The sequence below is a fragment of the Streptomyces sp. NPDC058701 genome, assembly GCF_042715295.1.
Lineage (GTDB): Bacteria > Actinomycetota > Actinomycetes > Streptomycetales > Streptomycetaceae > Streptomyces.
The window spans coordinates 3,629-30,271 of record NZ_JBHXSY010000042.1 but is presented as its reverse complement, the minus strand read 5'-3'; the positions used below and the strand labels follow the sequence as shown (position 1 = coordinate 30,271).

At 70.1% G+C, this 26,643-nt stretch carries 20 protein-coding genes; 8 read left to right on the top strand and 12 right to left on the bottom strand.

Going from position 1 to position 26,643, the window contains the following annotated elements:
• Window positions 1-15 precede the first annotated feature (15 nt).
• From istB to ACFWW8_RS31015, 3 genes are all read right to left on the bottom strand, one after another.
• On the bottom strand, window positions 16-807 hold the full coding sequence (gene istB, locus ACFWW8_RS31025) for an IS21-like element helper ATPase IstB (RefSeq protein WP_386534081.1): 792 nt from the start codon (window positions 805-807) through the stop codon (window positions 16-18).
• Window positions 804-2,435 (bottom strand): IS21 family transposase, encoded by a 1,632-nt coding sequence (gene istA, locus ACFWW8_RS31020; RefSeq protein ID WP_386534143.1) that lies wholly within the window; start codon window positions 2,433-2,435, stop codon window positions 804-806. The genes istB and istA overlap by 4 nt, the downstream gene beginning before the upstream one ends.
• A 273-nt stretch (window positions 2,436-2,708) precedes the next feature.
• Window positions 2,709-2,924, bottom strand: a complete 216-nt coding sequence (locus ACFWW8_RS31015) for a hypothetical protein (RefSeq protein ID WP_386534078.1) — start codon at window positions 2,922-2,924, stop codon at window positions 2,709-2,711.
• A gap of 474 nt (window positions 2,925-3,398) precedes the next feature.
• Between ACFWW8_RS31015 and ACFWW8_RS31010 the strand changes: the two genes are divergently transcribed.
• Window positions 3,399-3,878 carry a hypothetical protein gene (locus ACFWW8_RS31010; protein ID WP_386534076.1) on the top strand — a complete coding sequence of 160 codons (480 nt, stop codon included), beginning with the start codon at window positions 3,399-3,401 and terminating at the stop codon, window positions 3,876-3,878.
• Between the two features lie 131 nt (window positions 3,879-4,009).
• On the opposite strand, the gene ACFWW8_RS31005 is transcribed toward ACFWW8_RS31010, so the two are convergent.
• The gene (locus tag ACFWW8_RS31005; RefSeq protein ID WP_386534073.1) at window positions 4,010-4,408 is read right to left on the bottom strand and encodes an STAS domain-containing protein; all 399 of its coding nucleotides are present in this window, start codon (window positions 4,406-4,408) and stop codon (window positions 4,010-4,012) included.
• 261 nt (window positions 4,409-4,669) lie between these two features.
• On the opposite strand from ACFWW8_RS31005, the gene ACFWW8_RS31000 reads away from it, so the two are divergent.
• Window positions 4,670-4,894, top strand: a complete 225-nt coding sequence (locus ACFWW8_RS31000; RefSeq protein WP_386534071.1) for a hypothetical protein — start codon at window positions 4,670-4,672, stop codon at window positions 4,892-4,894.
• Between the two features lie 327 nt (window positions 4,895-5,221).
• The gene (locus ACFWW8_RS30995) at window positions 5,222-6,496 is read left to right on the top strand and encodes a hypothetical protein (RefSeq protein ID WP_386534069.1); all 1,275 of its coding nucleotides are present in this window, start codon (window positions 5,222-5,224) and stop codon (window positions 6,494-6,496) included.
• A gap of 157 nt (window positions 6,497-6,653) precedes the next feature.
• Here the strand turns inward: ACFWW8_RS30995 and ACFWW8_RS30990 are convergent, their stop codons facing one another.
• Both ACFWW8_RS30990 and ACFWW8_RS30985 read right to left on the bottom strand, forming a co-directional pair.
• Window positions 6,654-7,043 carry a hypothetical protein gene (locus ACFWW8_RS30990; protein ID WP_386534066.1) on the bottom strand — a complete coding sequence of 130 codons (390 nt, stop codon included), beginning with the start codon at window positions 7,041-7,043 and terminating at the stop codon, window positions 6,654-6,656.
• Window positions 7,044-8,004: 961 nt separating this feature from the next.
• Window positions 8,005-8,904, bottom strand: a complete 900-nt coding sequence (locus ACFWW8_RS30985; protein WP_386534063.1) for a hypothetical protein — start codon at window positions 8,902-8,904, stop codon at window positions 8,005-8,007.
• A 105-nt stretch (window positions 8,905-9,009) separates the two neighbouring features.
• Between ACFWW8_RS30985 and ACFWW8_RS30980 the strand changes: the two genes are divergently transcribed.
• A complete protein-coding gene (locus ACFWW8_RS30980) occupies window positions 9,010-10,437 on the top strand; it encodes a hypothetical protein (RefSeq protein WP_386534060.1) in 1,428 nt (475 codons plus the stop codon).
• A gap of 853 nt (window positions 10,438-11,290) precedes the next feature.
• Here ACFWW8_RS30980 and ACFWW8_RS30975 read toward each other — a convergent pair.
• Entirely contained in the window at window positions 11,291-11,503 is a 213-nt protein-coding gene (locus tag ACFWW8_RS30975) for a hypothetical protein (protein WP_386534058.1), read from the bottom strand.
• A gap of 1,819 nt (window positions 11,504-13,322) precedes the next feature.
• Between ACFWW8_RS30975 and ACFWW8_RS30970 the strand changes: the two genes are divergently transcribed.
• Window positions 13,323-13,643 (top strand): hypothetical protein, encoded by a 321-nt coding sequence (locus ACFWW8_RS30970; RefSeq protein ID WP_386534055.1) that lies wholly within the window; start codon window positions 13,323-13,325, stop codon window positions 13,641-13,643.
• Between the two features lie 317 nt (window positions 13,644-13,960).
• On the opposite strand, the gene ACFWW8_RS30965 is transcribed toward ACFWW8_RS30970, so the two are convergent.
• The 4 genes from ACFWW8_RS30965 to ACFWW8_RS30950 all read right to left on the bottom strand — a co-directional run bounded on the left by ACFWW8_RS30965 (window position 13,961) and on the right by ACFWW8_RS30950 (window position 22,018).
• Window positions 13,961-15,856, bottom strand: a complete 1,896-nt coding sequence (locus ACFWW8_RS30965) for a hypothetical protein (RefSeq protein ID WP_386534053.1) — start codon at window positions 15,854-15,856, stop codon at window positions 13,961-13,963.
• Window positions 15,857-16,492: 636 nt separating this feature from the next.
• Window positions 16,493-18,445: an ATP-binding protein gene (locus ACFWW8_RS30960; protein WP_386534050.1), complete on the bottom strand. Its 1,953-nt coding sequence runs from the start codon at window positions 18,443-18,445 to the stop codon at window positions 16,493-16,495.
• A gap of 58 nt (window positions 18,446-18,503) precedes the next feature.
• Complete coding sequence (locus tag ACFWW8_RS30955; RefSeq protein ID WP_386534047.1) at window positions 18,504-21,161, bottom strand: Helicase associated domain protein; 2,658 nt, start codon at window positions 21,159-21,161, stop codon at window positions 18,504-18,506.
• Complete coding sequence (locus ACFWW8_RS30950) at window positions 21,158-22,018, bottom strand: hypothetical protein (RefSeq protein ID WP_386534045.1); 861 nt, start codon at window positions 22,016-22,018, stop codon at window positions 21,158-21,160. Before ACFWW8_RS30950 ends, ACFWW8_RS30955 begins: the two co-directional genes overlap by 4 nt.
• A gap of 162 nt (window positions 22,019-22,180) precedes the next feature.
• Here ACFWW8_RS30950 and ACFWW8_RS30945 point away from each other — a divergent pair, with 162 nt between their 5' ends.
• The 3 genes from ACFWW8_RS30945 to ACFWW8_RS30935 all read left to right on the top strand — a co-directional run bounded on the left by ACFWW8_RS30945 (window position 22,181) and on the right by ACFWW8_RS30935 (window position 23,850).
• The gene (locus ACFWW8_RS30945) at window positions 22,181-22,657 is read left to right on the top strand and encodes a hypothetical protein (RefSeq protein ID WP_386534042.1); all 477 of its coding nucleotides are present in this window, start codon (window positions 22,181-22,183) and stop codon (window positions 22,655-22,657) included.
• Between the two features lie 244 nt (window positions 22,658-22,901).
• Window positions 22,902-23,549 (top strand): hypothetical protein, encoded by a 648-nt coding sequence (locus ACFWW8_RS30940; protein WP_386534039.1) that lies wholly within the window; start codon window positions 22,902-22,904, stop codon window positions 23,547-23,549.
• 7 nt (window positions 23,550-23,556) lie between these two features.
• The gene (locus tag ACFWW8_RS30935) at window positions 23,557-23,850 is read left to right on the top strand and encodes a hypothetical protein (RefSeq protein ID WP_386534036.1); all 294 of its coding nucleotides are present in this window, start codon (window positions 23,557-23,559) and stop codon (window positions 23,848-23,850) included.
• A 1,318-nt stretch (window positions 23,851-25,168) separates the two neighbouring features.
• Here the strand turns inward: ACFWW8_RS30935 and ACFWW8_RS30930 are convergent.
• Window positions 25,169-25,594 (bottom strand): hypothetical protein, encoded by a 426-nt coding sequence (locus tag ACFWW8_RS30930; RefSeq protein WP_386534033.1) that lies wholly within the window; start codon window positions 25,592-25,594, stop codon window positions 25,169-25,171.
• Window positions 25,595-26,643: the final 1,049 nt, after the last annotated feature.

Genomic DNA, 26,643 nt, shown 5'->3' with positions numbered 1-26,643 from the left:
CGGCCCTGGCGGGAGCTAGCTGGCCGCGGCTTCGGCGCGGGCTCGAGTGCTGGCGAGGCGGTAGGAGTCTGTTCCGGTCTCGATGATGGTGCCGTTGAAGGTGAGGCGGTCGACGATGGCCGCGCAGAGGCGGGGGTCGGTGAACGTCTTGGTCCAACCGCCGAAGGACTCGTTGGAGGCGATGACGACGCTGTTCTTCTCCTCGCGTTCGGTCAGGACCTGGAAGAGGAGTTCGGCGCCGCGACGGTCGAGTTCCATGTAGCCGAGCTCGTCGATGCAGAGCAGGTCGACGCGGCCGTAGCGGGCGATCGTCTTGGTCAGCTGCTTCTCGTCGGCGGCCTCGACGAGCTCGTTGACCAGCTTCGTCGCCAGCACGTACTTGACCCGGTAGCCGGCCATCGCTGCCTCGGTGCCGAGCGCGATCAGCATGTGGGACTTGCCGGTCCCGGAGTCGCCGATCAGGCAGAGCGGCTGGCTCTTCTTGATCCATTCGCAGCTGGCGAGGGTGTGAATGGCGGCCGCGTCGATGTTGGGGTTCGCGTCGAAGTCGAAGGTCCGCAACGACTTGTCCCGGGGGAAGCCGGCCGCCTTGATCCGTCGTTCCGACCGACGTCGGGCACGGTCGTCGCACTCGGCCATCAGGAGTTCGGCGAGGAAGCCGCGGTAGGTCATCTGGTCCTTCATCGCCCGGTCGGCGATGTCGGCGAACTCGTTCCTGATCGACGGAAGCCGCAGCAGGCGGCAGGCGGTGTCGATGGCCGTGGTGGCGGCCTGCTCGGTCAGTCCTCGCTGGCGGGGCAGGGTCACTGTGCTTCTCCCTCGCGGTGTTCACCGCCGCTGGCGCGACGGCGTCGGAGCAGTTGGTCGTAGTGGGTCACCGAGGGCAGCGGCCTGGTGTCCGGGGGAAGATGCGCGAGCCGCCACTCGTGCAGAAACGTCACCGTCGCCTCACCCGCGGCGCCGGCCCGCGAGGCGTGACCGGCCGACTCGTCCTCGGCCTGGGCGACCTTGCGTGCCTCGAGCGCGACCGCGTCCGCGGTCAGGGCCCCAGCCCGCAGGGCAGTCGCCAGACCGGCGACCAGGTGCTCGTGCGAGACGTGGCGGGCCAGCAACAGCACCTCGATCAGGGCCCTGGTGCCGGCGGTGTCTCCGTGAGCCTTGACCGCTGCGTCCCACCAGGCGTCATGGACCGGCGTGAACTTGCCTGCTGAGCGGGCCTGTTCAAGTGCGGTGGCGCCGGGGAAAGCACCCGGCTTACGGATCAGGGCCTCGAGGTAGTGGTCCAGATCCAGGCGGCAGCCGCCCTTCGCGATCAGCCGCTCGTGCCGGGCCACTTCCACGTTCTGGTCATAAACCACCAGGTGAGAGGCGTGGAGCACGACCCGGACCCGCTTGCCGATCAGCCGGACCGGCACCGAGTAGCGGTTCGTGCGGACCGCGATCTGGCTGTAGCGGTCGACCCTCGGAGTGAAGAGCCGGCCCGTCTCGAACGACTCCTCGGGCAGCGGCAGCAGCAGAGGGCGCTCGGTCTCGAAGTACTCGTCGATGGTCCGCGGCCGCGAGCCGATCCGGCGCCGCCCGTCATGAAGATCCCACTGGTCGACGAGTTCGTTCAGCTCGGCCAGCGTGTCGACCTCGGGCACCGGGGTGAAGTGGTTGCGGCGGAAGTAGCCGATCTGTCCCTCCACTCCGCCCTTCTCGTGGGCGCCCTCGATGCCCGGCCTGCAGTAGAAGCTCTCGATCGAGAAGTGCGACCTGAACGCGATCCACCGGTCAGCCTCCACCCTGGCCCGGCTCAGCCCCAGCACCCGGGCGACGGCGGCCTTCAGGTTGTCGTAACGGACCTTGCTCTGGGGGACCCCGCCCAGCGTCCGCAGGGCGTGAACGTGCCCTTCGAAGAAGGCTTCCTGGCCGCAGGACGCGAAGACGCGGTGGACGGCCTTGCCCGAGTAGGACAGGCGGAAGGAGAACAAATAGTAGGTCACAAGCTCGCCGGCGAGGCGGATGGTCACGTCGCCGAAGTCGACCTCGGCTTCCATACCGGGATGGTGGGTCTGCGGCACGAACGCTTCGACCGGCGCCTTTCCCGACTCGACGAGGATCTGAGGCTTCCGATCGGCAACGTAGCGCCGGACCATCTGGTAGGAGACGTCCGCCGCGTGTTCCTCGACCAGGCGATGGAAGATCCGCGTGATCGTGTGCCGCTGCTTGCGCGGCGCGTCCAGATCCGCCTGGAGCATCCCGTCGATCACCAGCTTGTACGGATCCAGCCCGGTCGGTCGCGGCGGCAGCTGCTTCCTCGGCTCCGGCCAGACCGAGTCGACGGCCTTGCGGACCGTCCGCCACGACACGTTGTACTTGCGCTCGATCTCCCGGATCTTCATGCCGCCGCGGTGGTCGCGCCGGATCGCCGCGTACAGCTCGACCTTCGACATCTGCGGCATGACCAGGCCCTTTCACCGGGAGCATCCCGATGCTGCCCTGGCAAGCACCCCGGTGACTTCAAAACTCGTGAACATCACCCGACCGTGGATCTGGGCGCCTCCCAAACCCGTGAACAACTGACTTCACAACCCGTGAATAAAGCCATCGGCAACGGCCGCGGCGAGGAACGCCGTGCCCTGGCCGCGCTCCCGAAGGCACGGTGAGGTCAGGCCTGCGGGCTGCGGCCGGAGGTCTCCCGTCCGGCCGGACACCCGGCCCGGCCGCTACGGCGTCGGCTCCCACGCTTCGGGGCCGGCACCCCTCCACTCCACGAAGTCGGGATCGGTCAGGTCCACGTCCTCGGCATTCTCCAGGCCGGCGGCGGCCAGGAAGACCCTGATGTCGGATGGGCGGTGCGCGACTCCGATGGCGACGCCGTCGTAGCGGACCCGGCGCCACCCCTGTTGGTCGGGCGGGTAGACGATCAGCTTGGCGGCCATGCCTCCACCATGGTTGCGCCACTGCCGCTCAGCAGGTGGAGGCAGCCATCCGGGCTACCGCATCGGCTGCATCACGAGGGCAAGCCGAAGGGGAGCCTGGGCAAGCCACCCCACACCCCGGCTTGCTCACCCCGGCTGGGGCCTGTCGGCAGGGGACGTCGGTCACGGTCGGCCCGGCGCCTCCCGGTGAGGAGACGGCTGACCGGTGACCGATGGCCGGTCACCGGCTCGATCAGGAGTTGCACGGACCGGTCACGGCCCTGACGTGCTGGTTGACCGATCGCGGGAGGAGGATCGGTCACGCCTGGCCTGCCGATGGGTCACGGGGTACTGCTGGGCACGCGGCTCGGCATGAATGGCTTGCCCAGCGCCCGGATCGCGTGGCGGGACGGCTCCCAAGGTCGCAGCGTCACCGGCTGGGACGCGACGGCCTGAAGGCGGCCGACGCCTCCTCGCTGGCTGTAGACCGGAGCCATGAGACGAAGCAAGCAGGAGAACCCGGCCGCGCCCGGGCAAAGCGATGCGGGCGACATGTGGCTGGCCCTGGCGCGCCTTCACGCGTCCCACCGCGACCCCGTCGGCCGCCTCGTGCCGTTCGAGCGACCGGAGGCACTGCTGTCCCTCACCAACCCGGACGACCTCCTCTTCACCGCACGGGTCGAGCTGTCCGGGATGGAGACGATGGGCCACCTCCACGACCTCATCCGCACGGTCACCCACGGTGTCGCCGCGGAACTGGGCTACGCCGGGCCCGGGGTCGCACTGGAGGTCCTGGTCGGCAAGCGCCACGAACTGGCCCTGCACCCGGCCCACGTCGACGGCCTCACCCGGCTCCTGCGCGAGGCAGTCGACACCATCGGGGCTCGCAGCACGCCCGGGGGCGGCCGGTGCTTCCACTGCGACGGCACCGGCCGTGCCCACCCGCTGTGGGAGCCGGCCGCCGGGCAAGCCTGAGCGGCTGGGCAAGCCCAAGGGGAGCCTGGGCAAGCCGCGCCGGACGGGGGCCCAGGTCCGCTAAGGGCTTGCCCAGCGCCGGATGGATCCCTGGCCGTCGTAGTCCTTCGCCCGCAGTCTCGGATCCTGAGCTAGGCGCGGGGCAGCCAGCCGGCGGCGAAGTCGGCCTGGTCGCGTGCCCGCTGGGCCCGGTCCTCGAGGAGCCGGCGAAAGCCCGCCACCGCGTACCGTTCGCCGGCGGCCGCCCCTGCCCCCGGGATCCCGGCCACCTCAGCCATGAGCTGCTGGGGTTGGGGCTGCCAGCCGGTGACCACCACACGCAGGCGCCGACCTTCGGCGCGCCGGTGCAGGGCCAAGAGGTGGAACAGGCCGTCGGTGTCCATGGCCGTCACCCCATGCAGGTCCACCAAGAGGTCCCTCTCGTCGGTGATGACACGGCTCAGAGCCTGACGGAGCACCTCGTCCGCGTCCTCATCGAGTGTTCCGTCGATGCTGATCAGGACCGAGCCGCCGCAGTACTGAACGCCCACGTTGATCAATTTCGTCTCCCGTCACCCGCGGCCCCGGCATGCGGAGCTCCATCGTGGCCCGGTGTTCCCCTGGCCTGGATGCGGCGCGCTCTGCTCGGCGCCGTATGAACGGGGGGAGTGAGGGGCCCCCGGCCGGGCGCGGCAGGGGCCCCTTCTACGCGCCTTCGTCGGGGGCGGGCAGGCACGCGTCGCCGGGACAACGAACGTCACGCTGGCGGGACACGCCGCTTCCGCCGGAAGCGGGACCCGCGCCATGCTGGAGTGATAAACGAGAACCCTAGCTGGCTGACCGACGAGATGTGCCAGGCCGCGGACAGCGCCCGTCGACAGGGCCTTCAGACAGACCTGCGCACCCTGGCCGCCCGGATCCGGGCTGACGCCGAAGGCCGGTACGCCCACGAGTCAGCCGGCTGGCAGGGCGGTGTCGAGTGGACCCTGCTCTACATCGAGAACATGGCCAACGGTCTGACTGAAGGCAGGTCGTAGCACCGGCGGCCTCTGACGCTGCCCGGCCACTTGCGCCGACGTCGGGGTGACCGACTCCTGTCCGGGAAAGGTTGCACGGCCCGCTCGTAGCGGTGACGTGCGGTTTGACCGATGGCCGGAGGACCGGCCGCCGTCCTGGCTGGCCGGTCCTCCGGCTGGGCAAACCGAAGGGATGGCCTGATCGGTTTAACGGAGCCGGTGCTGCCGCAGGGATGGGGGGACCTACCCCGCGCCGCGTGGGGTTCTCATGTCGCAAGGGAGAGCTGGATCTTGGGTGAGTTCCGTCCGGTGGCCAACGGACTTCGTACCGATCACCCCGTTCCTGGCTTGCCGTTCATTAACGACGAACGGCTGCCGCTAAACGACCCGGACGCGATCGAGCGCACCGGCCGGGACCAGGGCGAGGGACTGTGGGGCCGCACCGACCCGTTACCGGGAGGCGGCTGGGTGGCGTTCACCACCGAGCCGAAGAACCGCGCGTACGCGTGGGCCGTCCACTACCACCCCGATCACGGCCGCACTGTCCTGCTGGTCACCGACGGCAGCTGGAGCGGACTCCACCACGACTGGATGTACGGCCACACCGGCTTCCTCTACCGGCACGGCGGCTACTGGTGGGACGGCACCGCCTGGCACCGGCCCGGCGTGGTCTTCGACGGCGCCTTCGAACGCTACGACGCCCGCCCCGTCCAGGACGCGCTCACCGTCACGGCCGCCGACCTCCTGGTCCACCCCGCCGACCCGGGTAAGGGGAGTATCGCCACCATCGCCGGGTTCACCGCGCACAAGACGGCCCTGCCCAACTGGCGTGATCATCTGGCGCTGTGGGCGGATCACCGCCGGCGCGTGCCGGATGCAAGGCCGCTGCACCAGTGCGTCGTCGACCTGAAGGCTCCCGAGCTGGAGCCGGGCAGCCTAGTGGACCGCGCCGGGCTGGCGAAGATCGCGAACATCCCCGAGGACGACCTCCCGGACCCGAAGTACGAAGACCACAAGATGCCCGAACCGCAGGCCCACGGCGCAGGCGGACCTCTGTGGTCGCAGTCCGTGGCCCGGGACTGGGCTGAACAGCATCACCGCGACCATGGCCCCGGCGCGCTCCTCTCCGCCACCAGCTCTTTCGGCACCCCGCAGCCCCAGGGGCTCGTCGCCGACCACAACCGCCTCACCAAGGTCATCCACGTGGACGGAAAGCAGACCGAGGAGGCAGCCAAGACCCTCGCCTGGTGGCCCGCGGTCTCGCTCACGGTGGGAACCGAAAGCCTCGTCCCCATGTCGGCGCTGCGCACGACGCTGATCGAGGCCGTGCTCTCCCATCTGGCCACAGGCATTAAGAAGGGGAGGAGCGGAATCTGGATCGGCACCCTCCGCCGTGACGTGGTCAAGGTCTTCGACTGGTACGTCCAGCGAAAGCCGGACCACACCGCAGGACTCCTGAGCGAGATCTGCCTGGACGCCCACACACGGCTGGACGTGGACCCGGAAACCGTCGGGCAACTCATCCGCCGATCCCTCCACCACGACAGCACGCTCGGCAAGGAAACCATCGACGCGCTCCTCGACACGGCCCTGCCGCCGTCCGCGAAAGCCGCCGAAAGCTAGCCCTGAGACCCAGCCGGCTGCGCCCCGCCAGGGCCCGGTCCAGCGAGGTTCAGATGGGGAACTTGGCGGCCGGGCAAGCCAGACGCGTCTGGGCAAGCCCGAGGAGACCCTGGGCAAGTCCTTAGGGGGCTTGCCCAGGGCCGGCGACCCGGTCGGGTCAGCGTCGGTGGCGCCAGTGCTGGTGGGTCTTGAGGACCTCGTAGCTCCATGCGGTGTGCGGACGGCTGCCGCCGGGTGTCGTCCAGCCGAGCTGTTCGGCGACGGCCGGGAACCGGGGATGCATCTGGCGGTCTCCCACCGTGACGAGCGCGGACAGGAGCGGTTCTCCCTTTCGACCGTCTTTGTCGACCAGCCACAGGAGCACGCACTGGTCGTCGGCGTGCAGGCGGGGCAGGCCCGGAAGGCGTTTGTGGATCTGGGGCCAGGTGGTGGTCGAGCCGGCCCGGGCGGTCTGCTCCAGCAGCGGCCGAAGCTCGGTCGCGATCTCCCACAGCTGCCCGGTTTCCAGGAGAGCCGGCTCTTCCCTGTGCGGCGGGCGAACCCTCACGACCGGCACCACGACCGGCGAAGGGTCCGGGGCCGGGATCGGTGCCGGCGCCGATACCCGGACGGGCGGCCGGGGTGGTACGGGGGAACGCCGGGGCGCCGTAGACGACGAGGGGTTCCGGCGTGGGGACCGGGTGACGGATTCGCCGGCCCGGGCGGCCTCCGGCCGCACCCGGGGCGCGGCAGCGACTACCCGGGGCTGTGAGGGGACGGACTTCGGGGGAGCCGCGGCGGCCTGGCGGCGCTCTTCCTCCTGCCACCGGCGGGAGCCAAGGATCGCCTTGAGGTCCTTCAGCTGGGCCCGCTGCTCGCGGGTCTCGCTGGGGGGCGCTCCGGCCGCCTGCTGCCAGGCGAGGGCGTACAGGTCGGCGGCGACCGCGACCGCGTACCGGTCGATGGCCGCTTCAGCTCGGTCAGCGTGTGGTTCAGCGTGCGGCGGACCGTGGCGATCTCCATCGCGGTCCTGGGAGCCCGGCCTGTGGTCCGGCGACGGAAGTCCGTCTGCCATGCCGCACCACTGCTGAGCCGCACCCGGTTGTTCCCCAAACCCCTACTCCCCCCGAGCTGCACAACAGATTCCCAAACGGTCAAGCAGTCCGCCGCCCAGGCGCAAGAGACCGACCGGCCAAGAGCGCCGCACGGCCGACCTTCCGTCGGATGGTTGCCGGGGGCTTGCCCAGCCCGCCCCGCCCGTATGCCACATGGGCCGTATGGGGGTTGCATCGGAGGTTGCGTGCACAGGTGCTTGCAGGGGTGCACTAGGCGGGGGACCGCAGGTGTGACCGGAGGTGGGACCCCCCGAAACTGGTGATCTTCCCTCTATGCAGGTCAGATGCCGTGGGCAAGCCCCCTTCGGAAAACGACACCTCTTTGTCCGCGATAGCCGGACGAAGAGGACCGTCTCCGCGCCTGGGGGCCGGCGGCGCCGCAGGGGTACACGTACCGGTCAGTGGCCTGAGCCCTCAGTCCGTCTCGAAGTCGGGTTCCCAGTCAGGGTCGGCCTCTTCATCGTCGTTGAGTACCTGGGCCTTGATTCCAGCGAGATCGAGCTCCCACCTCGTGAGTGTGAGCCCGCACAGGCGACAGCCGAAGTGCCGGGGGAGGAACCAGACGTCCCCGTAGTCCCCTGACTTGTCCCGGCCGCTGGCGAAGCCGGTGTGTCCGCACGCAGGGCAGTCTGCGGGCACGGCCAGCGGCCACGGAGCGGCAGTCGGCAGCGAGGAGAGACTGCTGACGAGTTCAGTGATCTCCTCTTCGGACAGGCGCCGGGTGGTCTTGGCGAACTGCTCACGAGCCTGCCGGAGTTTCGCCTGGTACCGGATCTCCATCTCGCTGGTGGCCTGGGCCACCAGCGCGGTGCAGGCGTCGAGGTGCGTGCCCCAGAAGCCGTCGGGCTCGGTCGACAGGTGTTTCAGCAGCGCGTTGATGTGCTCGATACCGGCGGCCAGGAGTTCGCGGCACTCGTTCACGGGCTGGCCCCACCCCATGTGGGTGATGCCATTACGAGACTCCCGCAGTTCCTTGAGCTTGACGGGCGCCTTGTGTTCGGGTCCGAGGATCTGGGCTGCCCTGAGGATGGCTCCCTCGCCGCCGATAGTCTTCAGCCCAGCGCGGCCCTTCTTCGTCCTGTCTTCGTTCCCGCTCAGGACCAGGAGGTCGTCCACGCTCGGCTGCTTCTCCGACGCGAGAAGCACGGGAGAGATGGACGCCAGGTACGCCTTGGACGCGTGCTCCACCGCGACCGCCATGTGATGCACAGCGAAGTCCTGGTCGATGGGCTCCTCCAGGTACGCATCGACAGCCGTGCGCGCCCACTTCCGGGCCGATATCAGCAGGTGCTCGTGGATTGATTCGTGCGACATGCGCATCAAGGTAGAGGGCGAGGTGCGGGCGCACCGCGAATTTGGCTGCCGGGCAAGAAGAACAGACAGGTGGAATCGAGCCCAGGCGTCGCTCATCATCAGGAGATGGGGGAACAGATGGACCTGGCGCTGCTGCGGAGGCTGATCGACGGCGTGCTCGCCACGCTGTACACGCGCTACGGGCACAAGGAGCTCCCGGCCTTGTGCCAGCGTCTCGGCCTTCCCCCACCCGATGAGGGAAGCACCAAGCACGAGCGCTTGGTCGCCAGCCTGAACGCCTGCCCCGACGACCGGCTGCCGGATGTCGCCGACGCCGTTCTCGAGCAAGAGGAGCTGGGCCAGGCCGAGAAGATGGCGCTGCAGGACGTTCTGTGGCTCGGCCGCCACCACGTGCAGATCCCGAGCCGGACGCGGCGCGAGCTCGCCAGGGACTTCGACCTCTCCGACCACCTCGGCTACCCGGACCGCTTCATGGCACTGCTGAGCCGCCTGTGGCACCTGGACAACGACCCGATGAGCGGGTGGGTCACCTCGACCAGCAGCCTCCGCGACCAGATCAACCGCCACGTCGTCAGGTTCCCGGGCGACTGGTCAACCGAGGAGTTCTTCGAGCAGCTCGGCGCCTTCGAAGCCCCTCACCCACGCTTCGGCGTCTTCCTTGAAGGGCTGGCCTCCGCCGCCGTCCTTCCCGACGAGCAAGCCCAGCGCCGCTTCGTCGAGCTCGCCAACCGGCATCTACAACCAGCCGGCGCCATCCTGAGCCAGGATGGAGAGGCCGACGGCTACCCCCGGTTCCACCTGGTCCAGCACGGCCGCGGCACCGCGCGCCGGCCGCGCAACCTCATCTTCGCCACCCTGGGCAAGCCCGACATCCGCTTCACCAGCGCCCTCGACAACGACATCGAGGTCGCCCAACGCGACGACAAGGTCCTGGTCTACGACCACCCCGTCGGCAAAGAGGGACTGCTCTGGCGCCACCTCCTGGCCTGGTGGCAGGAGACCCGGAACATCACCGACCACGAGCAGGCGGCCCGGGCCCTCTACAGCCGCATGGAGGCTTCCCTGCCCCCGAAGTCTCCAGGGCAGAAGAACCTGTTCTGGCACTACCACCACGCCCACCGGGACCACCTGAACGACGTCCCCGCCCTCCTGCCGGAGATCTGGCTCCACTGGGACCCCAAGACCCTCCGCGAACGCGGGCCGCAGGCCATGCAGAACCTGCGCATGGACTTCCTCATGCTGCTCCCCGGAAACCGGCGCGTGGTCCTGGAGGTCGACGGCATGCAGCACTACACCCGCAACGCAGGAACCGAACCCGACAGCACGAAGTACGAACCCGACAGCACGAAGTACGCCGCGACCATGGCCGGCGACCGCGCCCTGAAGTTCCGCGGCTACGAGGTCTTCCGGTTCGGCCACGACGAACTCCGCGACCGCGACCGCGCCCAACCCCTCCTTGCCGACTTCTTCGCCGCGCTCCTCGAACGCTCACCCGCCGGTCCGTCCCAAGTGCCGCTGGCAGCCCAAGGCTGACAGCGGGACACCGTCACCGCAGCGGCCCTCGCCCTCTCACCAGCGGGGGGCGTCGGCGGGGGAAAGGTCGGGGCACGGCACCCGCTCCGGTTCAAGCGGCTGCGCCTGGACGTCACGGCCGAGGACGTGCCGGGGTTCGGGGCCCTGCGTAGCGTGCTGGTCCAGGAGCGCGTTGCGGGTGACGGTCCTACGATCCGGTCGTTGGGCAGGCCATGAAGATCACTTCCGGCATCCTCGCCGTGCCGCTGCGGGCGGGATGGTGTGGTCAGGGAGGCGAGCCGCCCGTACGAGGAGGATGCGGTCGAGTCACTGCCCGGCCTGATCGGCCATGACCACGAGGAGTAGGCCCTCCCTGGCCCGCGAGGCTTGCGCCTGAGCGACTGCCTTCGATGAGCCCCAGCGCGGGCCCCACCACCTGGTGGCGGCCCGCGCTTTCGTGTGTCCGGGACCCGCCTTGGACACGAGGTGCGGGTGATCGACCATTCCGTTCGGGGTCGGGCGGTCTGCGGGTGACGCTGGCGTGGCCGTCCGGCCTGCGGGGCGGAGAGGTCGGCGGCCGGGGTGGTCCGTCACGGGGTGGCGTACGCCGGCCCGGGGGAAGGGTGTGTGCAAGGGCCACGACTGTGGGGGAGTCGTCCCGGTCTCCTGGTGCCCGGAGCACGGGGACGCGGTGGGCCCGGTGATGGAGTGGCATCCCGGGGGCGGGATCCGCTGCGCGGAACTGGCCCGGGGATGTGCTGGGCTGCCCGTCTCGTAGCGGACTCTACGGCGCTCAAGTCGGTGAGGATGGGGGCCAGAGGCGTGATGGCGAAGCCGGGTCGGCATGTGCCGATCCGGCTTCGCTGTGCCTCGGCTACGGCAGGTTGTCGATGACGGATCCGGCAACATTGCCGGGGCCGTCAAACCCGCCGTTGTTTTGGAGGACGGCGGGGTGGTTGGTGATCTTCTGGATGTGGTCGGTGTTGACGGTGTTGGAAGTGATGTCGTCACTGGCCTGTGCTGCCGGGGCAGCACCGCATACGAGCGCTGCTGCGATGACTGCCCCGGCCGAGACGTACGACTTCATGGATGGCTTCATGCCCCGTGAACGAGTCCAGCGTCAGGCAGTAACCCGCGGGCACGGTGCCCCGGAGGGCGGGCGCAGCAAGGCTTTTGCGACGGGTACAGGTAGGGGTGTTTTCGGCCATCTTGTCGGTTCTCGGCCGTTTCGCCAGGGGTTGTTGATCGGTAACGCTGCGTACTGGCACGCTCTGACCAGGCAGGCGCCGTGTCTGCCGGTAGGGAGCCAGACATATGACAGACGCCGGTAACTCCAAAGGTCCTGCTCCGGTTCAGGCATCTGCGTGGTTGAACCAGACGCCGGCCACCGCGGCCTCCGAAGTCAAGCCTGAGGACATCGGTACCTTGGCGATTGAGTACCGGGACGGGCAGCCCGTGATCGTTGTCAGGGAAGGGACGTTCGTTCCCGCGGACATCGTGGTCGTTGGCGCGTCCGGCAACCCCGTAGGGGCTTACACGGCACCCGCGGTAGACGTACAGAGCGCAATCGTCAGCAGGAAGATGGGCATCGGCTTCGACGCAGCGGCGAGTAGTTGGGTGAACGGGCACCATCGACCCCACAAAGGTCACCCGGTAATGCACGCCTAGGACCTGCCCCTGGCCTCCAGGGCGCCGAGCAGCTGGGACCGCCCTGGAGAACACCATCCAGAGCGCCCCAGACGGTCCCTCACGGGCGCGGCGCCCGCCCCGGTCCCACCGATGCCGTCCGGGCTGGCCGTGTCCGCCGTGTCGGTCTTCATCACCGCGGCGGTCAGGACGCTGTGCGCCGTGGCCGGCCTGCTCGTTCTCGCTCCCGCCGCCGCCGCCGGGCCCGGCCCCGCCGGCCCGCCGCGCCGCCGTCACGCCGCCGCTTCGTGTGCGGGCCGCGCGTCCGTTGCGCCCGTGCCCGGCCCCTTGCCGCGTTCACCGGTCCGGGCCCGCTGCCGGCCGCCCGTGGCCCGTGGTCCGGTGTTCTGTTCTGTTCGTGCCGGGGCTGGAGCGGTCAGCGGTGTCCAGTGTGTTCGGCGGTCCGTCCGTCGGTGTCCTGGGCCGCTGGGCCGTTGCGGCTGCTGCTGGCGGGTTGCGGCTGTCCGATGCCGTCCGTCGGTGTCCGGCGCCGTCCCGTCTTCGGCGCGCTTGCCGCCCGGCCGTTCCGGCGCCTGCCCGGCCGCCACCGTGCCGCCCCGCTCCCAGTCCGCCGCCCGTCCGGCCGCCGCCGCGCGGCGCCCCGGCCTCGGTGCCGCGCGCTCCCGTTCCGCCCCGGCCCGCCCTTGCCTCCGTGCTCCGGGCCGCCGCCGTACCTCGTTCCTGTCCGCCGCCGTACCCGGCTCCTGTCCGCCCCGCGCCCCGCCGCCGGTCCGTTCCCGCGCCTCGGCCCCCCGCGCCGTCGCCCCCGCCGTCGCCGCCGCGCCGCCCGTCCGGCCGTCGCGCTGCCGCTCCGCCCCCGCACCTCGGCTCGCCCGTGCCGCCTGAGCTCCGCGCCCCGGCCGCCGCGCCGCCGCGCCTTCGCGCCTCGGCCGCGCCTCGGCCCGCCTCCGCCGCCCGCCTGTCCGGCCCCCGCCCCGCGGGTCCTGCGTCGGTCCGCCGCGCCCCTGCCACTCTGCCGCTGGCCGGGTGTTGCTGTGTCCGGGGTGTGGCCGGTGGTCGGGTCGGTGTCAATGGTGGCTTGGCAGCCTGGCCGCATCACCGCGCCCAATCCACGCCTAGTTGCGAAGCGCCGCACGGTGGTGCCTTTCGCGCCATTCTGACGATTCTCAGCCGTTCCCTCGGGTGCTGTCTTGCGGTGATGCTCCGCACTGCGACGCTCTGACCAGGCAGGCAGGGAGCCGGCCGGTATTGGAGACGTCATGTCAGAGATCACGCCCAACTCCAAGGGACCCGCCCCGGTCCAGCTCACGCCCGAAGCAACCAAACCTGTATTCATCCCGGTCGACCAGGCCAAGCCCGAGGACATCGGCACACTGTCGATCGAGTACCGGGACGGTCGGCCCGTGATCGTTGTCAATGGCGGAAAGTACGTTCCAGCGGGGCTGACGGTCATTGACGGAGCCGGAAACACCGTCAAGACGTACATGGCAGGGGCGGATGACGGGCCCGGTAGCGACTGGCCGTGGCTGTCCGAGTACACGCTGGAACTCGCAAGGCGCGGTTCCGTCCAACTTCCCTAGTACGACTCGGCACGCCACGGCAGAAGCAGGACTGCTGCGGCCTTGTCGGGCCGGTGCTCCACCGCCCTTTGGGAGCACCGGCCCGGCTCACCCGCACTTCCGCCTAGGAAGGGACCGGTCCGTGCGCGGGGGCGGTCGGCAGCGGGCGGTCCGAGGGGCGCGCGACATCGTCGGGACAAAGGAACTGCGCGCCGTTCGGTGAGAGCGGGGGCCGCCTCCGCCCCGTCGGGCAGCGCGGTTCCGTCGGTCGTTGTGTCGGCGCGTGTCCTGCCTGCGTTGAGCGTGGGCAGGACGATCTTGTGTGTCGGTGGCCGGGCTCAGCGGCGGTACATCACGTACAGCTTGTCGTCGTGGGAGACCGCGGCCGGTGCGTCGATGGGGCTGGCTCCGTTGATGGTCTCGGCGGGTGACCAGGTGTGGTTGTCGCAGGTCGATGCGTAGAGGCGGCCGTCGGTGCCGCGCATGAAGATCCACATGAGGTCGCCGTGGGTGGCGAGCGCGGGGGCGTGCGCGGTGTGCCAGGTCGGGTGGGCCTCGACGTTGTGCCATCCCTGGCCGTAGATCCAGCGGCTGGTGTAGACCCTGTTGTTCAGCCCGTTCGAGACCCGCCACAGGTGCTCCCGCAGAGGGGCCATCGCGATGCTGTTGGGCACGACCCAGGTGCTCGGGTCGCGCCAGGCGCTGCCCCAGTGGGTGCTGTCGTTGTAGTTGGTGAACACCTTGCCGGTGGCACCGACGTGGCTGAGGAACACTCCGTTGGTGTGGGGGTGCGCGGCCAGGGCGGGCGCGTGGGCGGAGTGGTAACCGGTGAACTGCGAGATGGGGCTCCAGCCGCCGCTCTCGGTATAAGTCCGCCACCACAGCTTGCCGCCGTCGCCCGTGACGGCGTAGTACAACTTCCCGTGGGCCACGGTCACCGCCGGTGCCAGATGGTCGCTGCCGTCCCGGCCGCCGACCCGCTCGGGGGTCCTCCAGGTCTGCCCTTCCAGACGGGTCCACATCACCGCCTTGTCGCTGCGCACGAACAGGGCGTACAGCTTCCCGTTGTATGAGGCCAGGGCCGGCGGAGTCAGACTCTCGAAGGGCAGGGTGATGGGCGCGCCCCAGGTGCTGCCGGTGCGGACGGCGTACTGCAGGGTGGGGTAGGGGATGGCGGCGCCGGTGAACTTGACCTTCAGTTCGTGGTGGCCGTCGCCGTTGAAGTGCCATTGCGCGCTCCCGTTCTGGGAGAGCGCGGCCAGGGTGTTGCGGTCGAGATAGAGGGTGCGGGAGGAGGAGAGGTCGTTCTTCGCGACCACGCTGACGACGGTGATCGCGAGGGAGCTGATGTCCATCAGCAGCCCGAGGAACGTGGGCGCCAGCGAGCCGGCAGCCGCCCACGCGACGGTGAACACAGGATCGTTGTTGAGCCTGATCAGGGCCTCGCTGACACTGTCGATGGTGCCGTCACCGGTGTCCCACTCCCAGCATGCGACGTTCAGGATCAGCCCACGCTCGCCACCTCCTTGGAAGGCCAGCCGCAGGTGGGGGTCGTTGGCGTTGAAGCGCGTCGTCCGCCCTGCCTCCGCCGAGGCCCCGCCGAACTCCTGCGACACGAACGGAGTGGCACGCGCACCCAAGTCGCTCCGGCCGCCGGAGAGCCAGCGGATCTCATCCCCGGTACTCGGCCACCCGTCACCCACCTGCCGGTGGACATGGAAGTTCTCGTACTCCAGCCGGAACCCGTACGCCGCCGCCTCGTCCTCCCCTGGAGGCTCCTGGCTCGCTTGGCCATCCCCGGGCACGGCCAGATAGGCGGGCAGGGTGACGGCGAATCCCCACTCGCGCATGCCCTCGATGAACTCCGGGCTGTCGAAGTCCTCACCCGCGGCCAGCGCCTTGTGGTCCACAGCCGACCAGTTCGACTGCGCCCTCCACTCCGCGGTCACCGCCGGCAGGTCCTCAGCCAGATCAGCGAAGCTGTACCCGGCGGACACCGGACGGCTGGTGATGGCCCCCGGCACCCCCACCAGCGTCCCGCGCGCGGTCACCGACTCACGGTAGACGCGGCCCCACTCCCTGACCTCCTCCTCCCCGAGCCCGTCCCGCAGCGAACCCAGCAGCATCTCCTCCAGCTCGGTCAGCTCCTCACCCTGGCGCAACCGGTCCGCGGTGTGCAGCAGCGCCCCGAACATCACGTTCGCCTTCGGCACCCGCGCCAGGTTCCGTGCCACCCGCGAGTCGCTCCGCGTCCCCGACAGCAACCCCCGCAACCGATCCAGCCGCTGCTGGGCAGTCGTCTCCCCACCATCCATGGCTTGTTCCTCCTCAGCTCGGAAGCTCAGGCCGTTCGTGACCCGACCCCAGCCAGGACGCTACTCAGAGCGATTGCCATCCAGGGAGCCGACGGCAAATAGCCAACCAAACGTCCGAAATCTACCCAAGAGTGCGAGCGCCTTGGGGTAAGTCCAGTGGACTCCTTCGACTATGAGGACAGGGCGGTCAGCTCCGCTCCGGTATAGCCGACCCACGGGCTACAGAGGGGCTGTCGATCACGGCACTCAGAGGTTGAGAACGCGCCGGATCTCCGCTGGTCCCCCGGTGTGGTGATGCGGCCGCTCACTGCAACATCCCAGCGCAACACCGCCCCGTCGTGCAGCGCTGACCTGCGGTGATACCCCGGATGGGGGGCCGTGGTGCCCGTGTTGCACCTTGCGTTGCCCGCCCGCGCCACGTCCGGGCCGGGCAGTTGGCCATTAGGTGACATCGCAGGGCGAGTTAGAGGACTCGGCCGCAGGGGCGCGGCCCGGCCGGAGCGTGCACCGCTCAGGGTCCCGGTCCGTACTCGGCTGCGAGTCACGGTGCAGGGGTCAGGCACTGTCGTTACCGCGGACGGCCAGGAGCTGCACAACGTCAGCGTCGGCGTGGGCGCGTTCGGCGTACGCGGCGCTGCGGGCATGGCTGGAGGCGTAGTTCAGCCGCTCCTGCTGCTTCTTCAGCTGTTCCTCGCAGGTGTCCAGGATCTCGCCCCAGGTGACGACGCGGATGCTGATCCGGCCGTCATTTTGGATGAGGCCGCCGCCTTCCCCGTGGCTCTCGATCATCCACCGCACGACGTCGTCGATGGCGTTGCCGACGAGCCAAAAGTCCCACTTCGTCTGGTCGTCGTGGCTGTAGCGCTGGTCCCGGCTCACGGTGAAGGCATAGGAGCGGACCTGGGCCACTTCCTTCTCCGCCAGGGTCACGCTCGGCCGCTTAAGCTCCACCACGAGGTGCCGCTTGGTCTGTCCGGCACCGGAGACCGCGGAGAGCATCAGGTCCAGGCGGCCGCTTCGGCCATCGGCTCGGCGGACCTGCTGGCGAGGCACACCGTCGACGCGACCGAGGGCCCGCTCCAGCGCCTCGGTCAGCCCGACCTCGGACACGGCACTGGCGTAGGCGTCTCCGAAGATCCACAGCTCCTTCTCCAGCATGCGGTGGAGTTGGTCGACCTCCCGCATGGCGGCTCGGGACGTGGGCTCGAAGAGCAGGGACCGCAGCATGCCGAGGAAGTCGATGCGGTCGACGGCCTGGGCGTTGGCGGCGATCAGGTTCGCCAGCGGCGTGCGGTCGACGAGGTCCTCCAGGCGCTCCCTCTGCGGCCCGCTCAGCCCGAACAATTCGTCGAGAACCTTGGGCATGGCGTGGGGCTGTCGCCGTAGCGCCTCACGGAGCAGCACCATCTGCGTGCGACGGGCCTGTCGTGAGCCTTGCAGGTGTCGGCTCACCAGGACGGCAACCGAGTCGAACGCCTCTCGCTCGGCGACATCCACCGGCACCGCCGGCTCACCGCTGTAGGGGTAGACCCCTTCCTCGATCCACTTCGCGATCAGCTCCTTGGCCCGGTCGCGTTCACGTTCCCGGAAGTACGACCGCAGCCTCGTCCGTGCGGCCTCCACCGCACGGCCCAGGTAGGAGTCGGACTGCTCGAACTCGCCTTCCAGCATGTCGTGGTCGGTCAGGCCAGCGAACTTGTCCCACAGCACGTACGCCGTGAAATCGAAGTCGGGCGCCTGGATACCTGCCCGAAGGGTGATGCGATGGACCCCAACCGCGTCGCAGACCAGGAGCTCCCGACGCGGCGGCTTCGTCTTCCACTCCACGATGCGCAGTACAGGCCCCTCACGATCCGATCCCGAGCCGAGACTGAGCTGCTCCTCGTGCTGATGCTGGATGACCTCACTGGGATCGAGGAGCGCGCCACACCACCAGACTTTCGCCGTCGGGTACTTGCTCAGGTACATCGCCAAGCGGCCAGTCAGCTCCCCCTTCATCGATTCCAGGGTGAGCCGGTCTTTGCGCTGGGCTTCCCCGGTCAGGCGGACGACCGTTCCGGTCTCCTCGGTATCGGCCTGGCCGCGGTCATCGACGTCAAAGTCGCTGTCGCCGTCGCTGAAGCGGATGAGGACTTTGGAACGGCCGCCCGGTCCGTTCGACACGGAAGTCCAACAGGCGCGCGAGCCGAGAGCCAAAACCCTGAAACGGCCGTATCCGTGGCGGCCATGGAGTTGCCTGCCGCTTTCGGTGCCGGCGGCGCCCCGCTTCCAAGAGCCGCCCATGCCCTTGAATGCGGTCTCCACGGAGGAAGCCGGAATCCCCTGCCCGTTGTCGCTCACGACGACTGCGGCGATGCCACCGAGATCGTCAAACTCCAGGTCAACACGGACCTCGGTGGCGTCGGCGTCGAGGCTGTTCCAGACCAGCTCTTCAACAGCGCCTAGAGGGTCGGTGCGGCGGGCAACCTTCTCGATGAAGTCGGGGCGCACTTCCACAGGGATCCGCATGAACGAAGAATGCCACCGTTGACGCTCCATGCGAGCCCGGTCGCACCTGCTGATGGGGCTAAACCCAAACGACGCCGAGCTTGGCGAGGGCAGCGAGCTGGTCGGCGGTGAGCTTGTCGCGCCGGGCGCGGGTGTTCGAGACCCATACGCCCAGCTTCACGGTCACCGGTTCGGTCTCGCCGCCGACAGTGATCGTCTCACTGTGCCCACGTGGGACCGGCCGGTCCGCGCCTTCCCGCTCCACCCACTGGGTGAGGGCCGCCAGGCCCCGCTGGAACGCCTGCTGTGCCTTGCTCGGCCCCTTCGCTCCGCGGCTGGCTGCGGCGGCGGGAGGGGGCGTCTGGTTGGGCTGTACGCCCAGCGCGGTCAGCCGCTCCTGCTGCTCGGGCAGCAGCCGCACCCAGTGGGCCGGCTGCTTCTGCTGCTGGAGCCACCGGCCGACGTCGTCGCCGTCGAAGACGACGCCCGGCGCGATGTGGGGCAGGACGCCGTCGGCGTCGACCAGGTCCGCCAGGATCCGGTAGTGCCGCTGCCAGTCCAGCGGCCACGGGCAGTCCCAGTCCTCGTCGACCGCGGCCAGCTGCTGCGCGCGTACGGCGGCCCGCTCCTGGTTCTTGCCCAGGCCGCCCTTCCGGCGCAGGTTCGCCATGTGCTGCCCGATGGGCACCATTGCCTCGCCCTCGCCCCACACCGCGTCCTGACGCGGCGCGAGGTGTCCCGTGGCCCGCCGATACGACCTGAGTGCGGCGAGCTTGGTCTCCCACGCTTCCTCGCCCGGCTCCCAGACCATCCCGGCCTCCGGGGCGTCCAGCAGGGTCTTGCGCCGGTCCTCCAGCTCACCCGCCCGCAGCGCCTTCCGCTGCTGGTGGACCCATCGGCCAAGCGGGAACCCCTTCGTGACCCCCACCTCGACCTCAACGTCGTAGGGCACGGCGCAGACGCCGGTGATCTCGTTCTCCGCCCGCCACCGGAGCAGGGCCTGGTAACCCTCCAGCCACACCAGCGATTCCGGCCGGTACACCCGCGTCCGGAGGAAGGCCGCGATGGTCGCCGCGTCGCGCGGGTTGGAGAAGTGGAGCAGGGGGGCTTCGGCGGCGGCCTGCGTGTCGTCCTCCTGGTCCTCGCCGTCGCCCTCGCCGCCGGCCCCGACGATCTGCCCGTCCTCGTCACGCCGGACGTGGACCTTGCGCTTGCCGCTGGTGAGCGCGCGGGAAGCGAGCTGCTCAACAAGTCGCTCATCATGGCTGCGGAGGCCCTGGAGGGCCGCTACAAGGGGGCGGAAGCTGGCGCTGGCGACCATGTCGGTGGGGTCCTCGTTCGGCTCGAGGAACACCGGCACGATGATCCTGGCGACCTTGGTGGAGCCGTCCTTGTTGAGCCTCAGCGCCCGGCCGATGTTCTGCACGATCTCCACCTGCGAGCCGCGGGTGTCCGCGAAGCACACGGCCTCCACGCCCCGCTCGCCCGTGATGTCGACGCCCTCACCGAGCACGCGAACGCTGGCGAGGAACGCCCGGTGCACCCGGCGCCCGGCCGCGTCGATGCCGTTGGCGAACTGCCGCAGCACCTCGCGGCGCTCGGACACGAGGTGGTCGCCGCACAGCCACGCCGACCACACGCGATCCGGCGGGACGTGGCGGCCGGCCTCCAGCTCGTAGAACTCCGCGTCGATGGAGGACTTCGGCAGCTTGTCGGCGGCGGCCAGGTCGGCGGCGGAGGCGTCGTTGACGTACAGCTCGGCAGCGGTCTCCGGCAGCTTCTCCGCGAACGCGGCGGCCTCCTCCACCTTCTGGTGGAACGTCATGACCGTACGCAGGTTGTACGCCGCCGCGTGCTCCAGCAGGGCGGTCTGCAAGAGGGCCAGGCGCCGGCCGCGCCGCGCCTCCTCCGACTCCCCGAGGACCGGCGAGGGATCGCGGATCTCCAGCACGTCGATCTCGAACCCGGCAAGGATCTCCCGCTCGATCGCCTCGCTCAGACCCAGCTCCGCGAGCCACGCGCCGTAGGTGCCCTCCGGGTCATCGGCCATGGTCGCGATCTCCGCCTCCTGGCCGTCCGCGCCCTTCTGCGGGCGGGCCGCGGCGAGGATGCGCGGGGTCGCGGTGAGGTAGAGCCGGAAATCCGCCGGGATCCGCTGGTTGTCGTGGATCGCCGCCCACGGCCTCCCAAGATCACCAGCGGTTCCGTGCGCCTCATCCACGATGGCGAGGTTGAACGGGCTCATCTGCTGCCCGTACAGCCGCTCCCCGCCCGCCAGAGCGGCCTCCAGCGGCCCGCGAACCCTCCGCTGGTCCACGGGAGCGTCGACGTCCTCACGGTCCACGAGAGAGGCGTACGTGGCGAACACGACGACCGGCCCCTGCCCGGCCCACAAGGCGAGCTGGATCGGGTTGGTGGTGGTGCGCACGCCCAGTTCGTTTAGCACCGCGTCGTTCTCCAGGGAGCACACCGCGATCATCGGGGCCCGGTGGCCCACCAGGCGCCACGCCTGGGCGGTCTGCGCGAGCAGGTCCAGGGTCGGGACGGTGACGAGGATCCGGCCGCCCGCGAAGGTCTCCAGCGCGCACGCGGCGGCGGTGATCGTCTTGCCGGAGCCGGTCGCTGACACGATTGTGCCCCTGGCGCCCTGCGGGGGCACGGATGACCTTGCAGGGAATCCCACCCATTTTCGGAATGCCGACTTCTGGTCGACCTGGTGCTCGCGGAGGTGAATCACGTGTCTGCCTCCTTCCGAGACCGGGCGGCCGGTGCGGCCTGTGTCATGTCGACCGGTCCGGCGCCGGGTCGGACGGTGGCGGCCTTGCGGCGGCGCCGGTGTTCGCGTTGGGCTTGGGCGCGGGCGCATTCGCGGGTGCAGTACTTGATGCCGGTGGTGCGGTTCTGCCCGTACTCGGCGCGGCCGCGCTGGCGGACGAAGGAGCCTCGGCAGGTCTCGTTTGCGCAGGTACGAACCGTGGCTTCTTCGGCCATGTGGTTGTACATCTGCAGGAATGCCACGGACAGCAGCGGTACGTGTCGATCTTCGAGGCTGCTGAGACCGACGCTGAATGGCTGCAGAGCGCTGTCCAGGGTTGTCCGCAGCTGGTTCAGCCGCAGCCACAGAACGAGCTGCCGTAGATGGTCGAGGTCGCGAGGGTGTACCTCCTCGCTGTGCGCGTTGTCGGCCCTCTCCTGGGCGAGGCGTTCCTCGGTGACTTCTGCTTCCACGAGTTCGTCGAGCCCTCCCTCGCGGCTGCAGGCGAGCCAGGTCATGACGGCCTGCTGAGCTTCGCGGATGTGGAACTCGACCAGGTCGCCGTGTATGGCCCACGGGCCGTACCGCGGGTGCTCGCGGTCCTCCAGCTCCCGCAGCCGCTCGTACTCCTCCTCGACCCACCCGCCCGCGTGGATGTTGCCCCCTAGGTGGCCGTAGTGGCTCATCCAGTCGGCCACTGTGACCAGGTCGCGGGGATCCGCCTCCATCAGTTCGCGTAGGTAGAAGTCCGCGGGCAGGCAGGTTCGCTCTCCGTCGACGCACTCCGGGTCGCTGATATCCCAGATGACCCACTCGCCGTCCGCCCGCGCTCCGCGCAAAGGCGTCAGCTGCGGAGGAGGGACAGGCGAGCCAGGCCAGAGAGTGGGACGAAATCGTGGGTCACCGTATGCCGCCATGTTGGGCATCATAGCCCTACGGAGAAATACGAAAACTGAAAGTCTCGTATCACTGTCCCTGAACTGGCGTGACAAGGAGCCGTAGTGACGAGCTGGCAGGAACGCAAGCCGGTCGGAGACGCCCACGAGCAGCGCGTCACAACCGCGCTGCGCCAACACGGATGGACCGTCCAATCCTGCGGCCAGGGAACCTACCCGCCCACCATCCAAGACGCCCTCCGCCGCACCCGCTCAGCCCTGCGCCAGTTCCCCGACCTCATCGCGGCCCGCGGCAGCGACCTCATCACCATCGACGCCAAAGACCGCATGCCCAGCACTCACTCAGACCGCTACGCCATCAGCACCGCCACCCTCAACGCCGGCCTCATCTTCACCGCCGCCCACGCGCCCACACCCCTCTACTACGTCTTCGGTGACCTCAAGGTCCTCACCCCCGCAGAAGTCCTCCACTACACCGACCACGCCCTGCGCCACCACAGCGGCGCCTACCACCTCGTCCGCACCGACCGAGCCCGTCGTTTCGATGACGTCTTCGGCAGCGCTACCGCACATGCTGCCTGAAGGGCCTTCACAGAACTCTCAAACCGGTTGAGAGGGACTGTGGGTGCGTGGTGCCTGCGTCGGCATGGGGACGGCCCTGCCGCCGGACGGACGGGGGCAGGGCCGTCGTGAGGTGCCGGCCCGGCGATGGAACCGGGGGCACGCGTCGGGCCGGAGCCGGCCGCCGGTTACGGGGAGCCCCGGACCTGTCAGTCGATCATTCGGCGGCACCGCGTGCGCCGGTACCGATATCAGGCGTGGGCGGGTGGCGATTCCTGGGGCGCGCCTCCGGCAGGCCACGTACCCGCCCGGTGTCCCCGCTCCCGTCGACTACGGGCGGGCGTACGGGGGAGTGGTGCAGGTCCCGCTGTACTCCGCGGCCGCGGTCGCGCCGCTGCCGCAGACCCGCCCCCACGTCGACTGGCGACAGGTCCGCCGGACCGCACCCGGCCACCGCTCCCCACTCGCCGCGCTGCAACCGGCCGCCCCCGCCGACGACACGGCGTTCTTGGCGGAGGTCGCGCGGATCGCCCGGGTGGGCCGCGCCGCCGTCGTCGTCTGGCGCCGTAACCTGCCCGGCTTCCCCGAACCGGTCGCAGGCACCGACGTGCACCCCCGCTTCGACCGGCGCGCGATTGACACCTGGCTCCTGGCCCACGACAAGCTCACCGTCCCCCACACGCTTCCCACCGCCGTCCTGTCGGTGACCGCCGCGGCATTCGACGCGCTCCGCGTCCGCCTGGCCGACCCGGAACTGCGCCCTGGCCGACGACGTCGACGGGACGGACCGGGTGTCCGGGTGGGTGGAGCCGGCCGACGCGGACACCCTGACCGGTGCCTCCGGTGCAGCGTGGGGGATGACCGTGCGGCGCCTTGCCGTCCCCGGGGCCGGAGCGGTCTCGGTGACGGGTGACGTGCGGGTGACCGACCATGCTGCCTCGGCGGGCGGGGTGTACATCGAGCTGTCCTGGCCCGCCCGCGTGCGGGGCCGCGCCGACTCCGCCGCGGGCATCGTCCGGCACGGCCTGGCGCATGCCGTGGGGGAGGGGTGCCCGTGCGCGCGGCACGCCTGCGGCGGGATCGTCCCCGCTTCCTGGTGCGCGGAGCACGGGGCGGCGGCGTCACCGGTGATGGAGTGGCACCCCGGCGGAGGCATCCGCTGCACGGAGCTGACGCAGGCCCGGGAAAGGGCGGCCCTGACCGTCTCTCCGTAGCAGCAGCGCCCCCGCCGGTCGGGCGCAGACCACGCCGGCGAACCGTGAAAGCTTCCCAGCGCTGTGAAGGAACGGCGGTCAATGCGACCTGACGCCCGCCATCGAGACAGGCGACCGGACAAAGGGCGCGCCCTGTCCCTGGCCGGAGCCGGATGCTGGCGCTTCCAGGTTGTCGTCGGCGGGCGGTGCGGTGCCGAACGGGCCGGCCTGGCCGGGAGCTGCGCCGAGTGTGGCGGCTCCGCCTTTCATACGGTGCGGGTGCGGGATCACAGCGCAATGGTCCTTCCCGTTCAGGCGTCCCGGGGTAGGGCGCGCCGTCGCGGACATTGGGTCCCCGCGCCCTGCCCCGGGAACGTGCGCCTCACTCTGCCACCCTCCCAATCCACCCAACCGCCCCACCCCTGCCGCCCGTAGCCACCTGTACCGGGTGCCGGCCGCGGTCGTTGGAGGGGACGGGAATGCATACCCTGTGGTCCCCGGCGCCCCGAGCATCCGGGCCGCTCGGCCGGTCGTCTCTGCCCGTCACGGGGCGGGGCAGAGGCGACTGCCGGGCGGGTGCCCGCACCTGTGGGCGGGGTGGCTCGTTGGGTGGGGCGGGAACGCCCGTTCCGGAGGTCTCCCCCGAGCTTCCGGGAAACGCTCCTCTCGCCTGACGCCTGGCCGTACGCTCCTCCCCGCCTACCCCCCCGGGCCGGACTGAGGCGCCCGTACTGCATTCCGCAGTGCCCACGTCCAGGCGTCAGGCTCTCGGCGGGTTAGCGGCCGTCCAGCCTGCGGATAGGGTCGGGGCAGCCTGCGCCGACATGGGTGTGTGGGTCAGGCCCGGTGCCCGCTTCGACGGGGGCAGTACCGCCGGGCCGCCTCATCCTTTCCTTCGCGCTGCACACCGCCGCAGCACCCTGGTTGGCGTCACCGGAAGGCGTCACCCGGTGCCGCCTGCTGAACGGGAAGCCTTCCGCCGCCATGCCCGCGTGCGGCGGCGTGGGGAGCAGTACCGGCTGTCGGACCGCTTCCGTTTCCCGAACGGGGTGTCGCTGGAGTACCACGTTCCCCGGCACTCGGGGCATTCGAACTGCGGCCAGGGATGCCAACGCCCCTCCAGCACCGCACGCAGTGCTTCGCCTCCCGCGTCGATCTGCGCCCGCCGGGCTCTCCACTGCCGCCATGCCGCCGTCCGGCAGGCTGCGTCGCAGTACCGGCGGGATGTCCTTGCCTCTGGCGGGAGCGGGGCCCCACATTGCGAACACCGCCGGACATTCTTCCTGGTCACCTTCCCCATGCTCCTCCTATGGCTCCCTGCCTGGCCAAGGGCCAGGCGTCAGGTGCGCGTGTTGCTGCGGGGCGCGGTCCAGGTGGCGGGAACGGGAGACCGGGGGGTGGTGAGGGTGTCGGGGAGGGGTTGCAGCGCGGGTTGCAGGAGGGGGCGGCTGTCGTCGGTGAGGGAGTGGATGGTGAAGCCGGCGAGGGTCATCGTGGTGGCGGGCGTGTAGCTGATCAGGGTTCCGGCCGGCTGTTGTGCGGCGTATTCGATGATCCGGAGCAGTTCGTCTGCCCATTCCACTCCGGGACGGCCCGTACCGTCCGGGTCCGCGCCTCCGGGGAGGGGCAGGGTGACGGGGTCGCGGTCACCGGTGACGCGGAGTAGCAGCGTCTCTGCATCCGTGGTGACGGCGGTGATCCGGTCGGCCCGGATACGGGCGGGACCGATCCGCAGCCAGACCCGGGAGCGCCCGGCGCTCACCATGAACGGGTCCAGACGGGGGACTGGAAGCCTGTGGGACAACTGATGTGAGCGGCATTCATCCGGCCACGGTCCCAGAAGCGGGCATGGGGCCGCACGGACAACCGCGTATCCCACCCAAGCTAGCCCCACATGCAGATGGGGTGCGGGCATGTACCAGCGGGCCCGGAGTAGGCCACACTGGCCCTCGGGTCCGGCGGCGTGCCAACGTCCGGCCGATGCTGCCGCCGTCGGACCCGCCCCCACCCCTTCGTACGCTGTTCGTACGCGTTTTGTACGGTTCGCGCGTACCGGATCCCGTTCGTTTCCGTTTCTGCGTCTTCCGGGGGAACGGTGGGGGGTGGCCCCACCTGCGCCCTGTGTCCGGCTGTGCTGCGTTCTACGCTCGGGGTGCAGGCCCTGCGACCCCGGCCCCCTCCTGGGGCCGGCGGGGCCTTTCCGGGGGGTTGTGGCGGGTGTGTGGGAGGCGGGGCCTGTGTCCGGTGGGTGATGCGCGGCGTGTGATTTTCAGTGGTTGGCGACAGGGCTTCCAGCAGGTGTTTTTGCTGGTGGGCGGGTTGGGTGGTGTCGTTCTTCTACTGGAGGCCGGTGTCGTTTCCCGCTGAAGGTCTGCTGTCGCGTGTGTCGCGACCGACCCCGGCGTCAGTCCGGTCGGTGATCGGGGTGTGGGGCTGCCGGGTGTGCGTGATGGAGTAGCGGCTACTCGGCGGGCATCGCCGGTTTTCATGATCGAATGGGTGCTGCGATCACACACCGGTTCCCCGGCAGGTCGCTGTGGGCTGCGCGCGTCTGACAGAGCTCGGCGCGGGCAGCCCACCCCCAGCCCGTTGTGTCTTCTGACGGCTTGCTGGCGTGGACGCCACTGCGCCGGAGTCTCCCGTCCTGGGCGGGGCGGGCCGGCCGGGTCTGGCCGTGGCAGGTGGCCGTACCCCGGCGGGCGGAGGGCATGACGTTCCGGGGGGCGGGGGGGGCGGGGGGGCGGACCCCCCCACCCCCCCCAAAGGCAACCCCCCCACACACCCGCCCGCGGCAAGGCAGACCCGCTGGCCAGC

What these genes read in the sequence shown, in the direction of transcription:
- ACFWW8_RS30970 (WP_386534055.1), top strand. Translation starts at nt 13,323, where the DNA reads ATGTCAGAGATCACGCCCAACTCCAAGGGACCCGCCCCGGTCCAGCTC.
- ACFWW8_RS31015 (WP_386534078.1), bottom strand. Translation starts at nt 2,924, where the DNA reads ATGGCCGCCAAGCTGATCGTCTACCCGCCCGACCAACAGGGGTGGCGC.
- ACFWW8_RS31010 (WP_386534076.1), top strand. Translation starts at nt 3,399, where the DNA reads ATGAGACGAAGCAAGCAGGAGAACCCGGCCGCGCCCGGGCAAAGCGAT.
- ACFWW8_RS30930 (WP_386534033.1), bottom strand. Translation starts at nt 25,594, where the DNA reads ATGGTGAGCGCCGGGCGCTCCCGGGTCTGGCTGCGGATCGGTCCCGCC.
- ACFWW8_RS30975 (WP_386534058.1), bottom strand. Translation starts at nt 11,503, where the DNA reads ATGAAGTCGTACGTCTCGGCCGGGGCAGTCATCGCAGCAGCGCTCGTA.
- ACFWW8_RS30960 (WP_386534050.1), bottom strand. Translation starts at nt 18,445, where the DNA reads ATGCGGATCCCTGTGGAAGTGCGCCCCGACTTCATCGAGAAGGTTGCC.
- ACFWW8_RS30980 (WP_386534060.1), top strand. Translation starts at nt 9,010, where the DNA reads ATGGGGGAACAGATGGACCTGGCGCTGCTGCGGAGGCTGATCGACGGC.
- ACFWW8_RS30985 (WP_386534063.1), bottom strand. Translation starts at nt 8,904, where the DNA reads ATGTCGCACGAATCAATCCACGAGCACCTGCTGATATCGGCCCGGAAG.
- istA (WP_386534143.1), bottom strand. Translation starts at nt 2,435, where the DNA reads ATGTCGAAGGTCGAGCTGTACGCGGCGATCCGGCGCGACCACCGCGGC.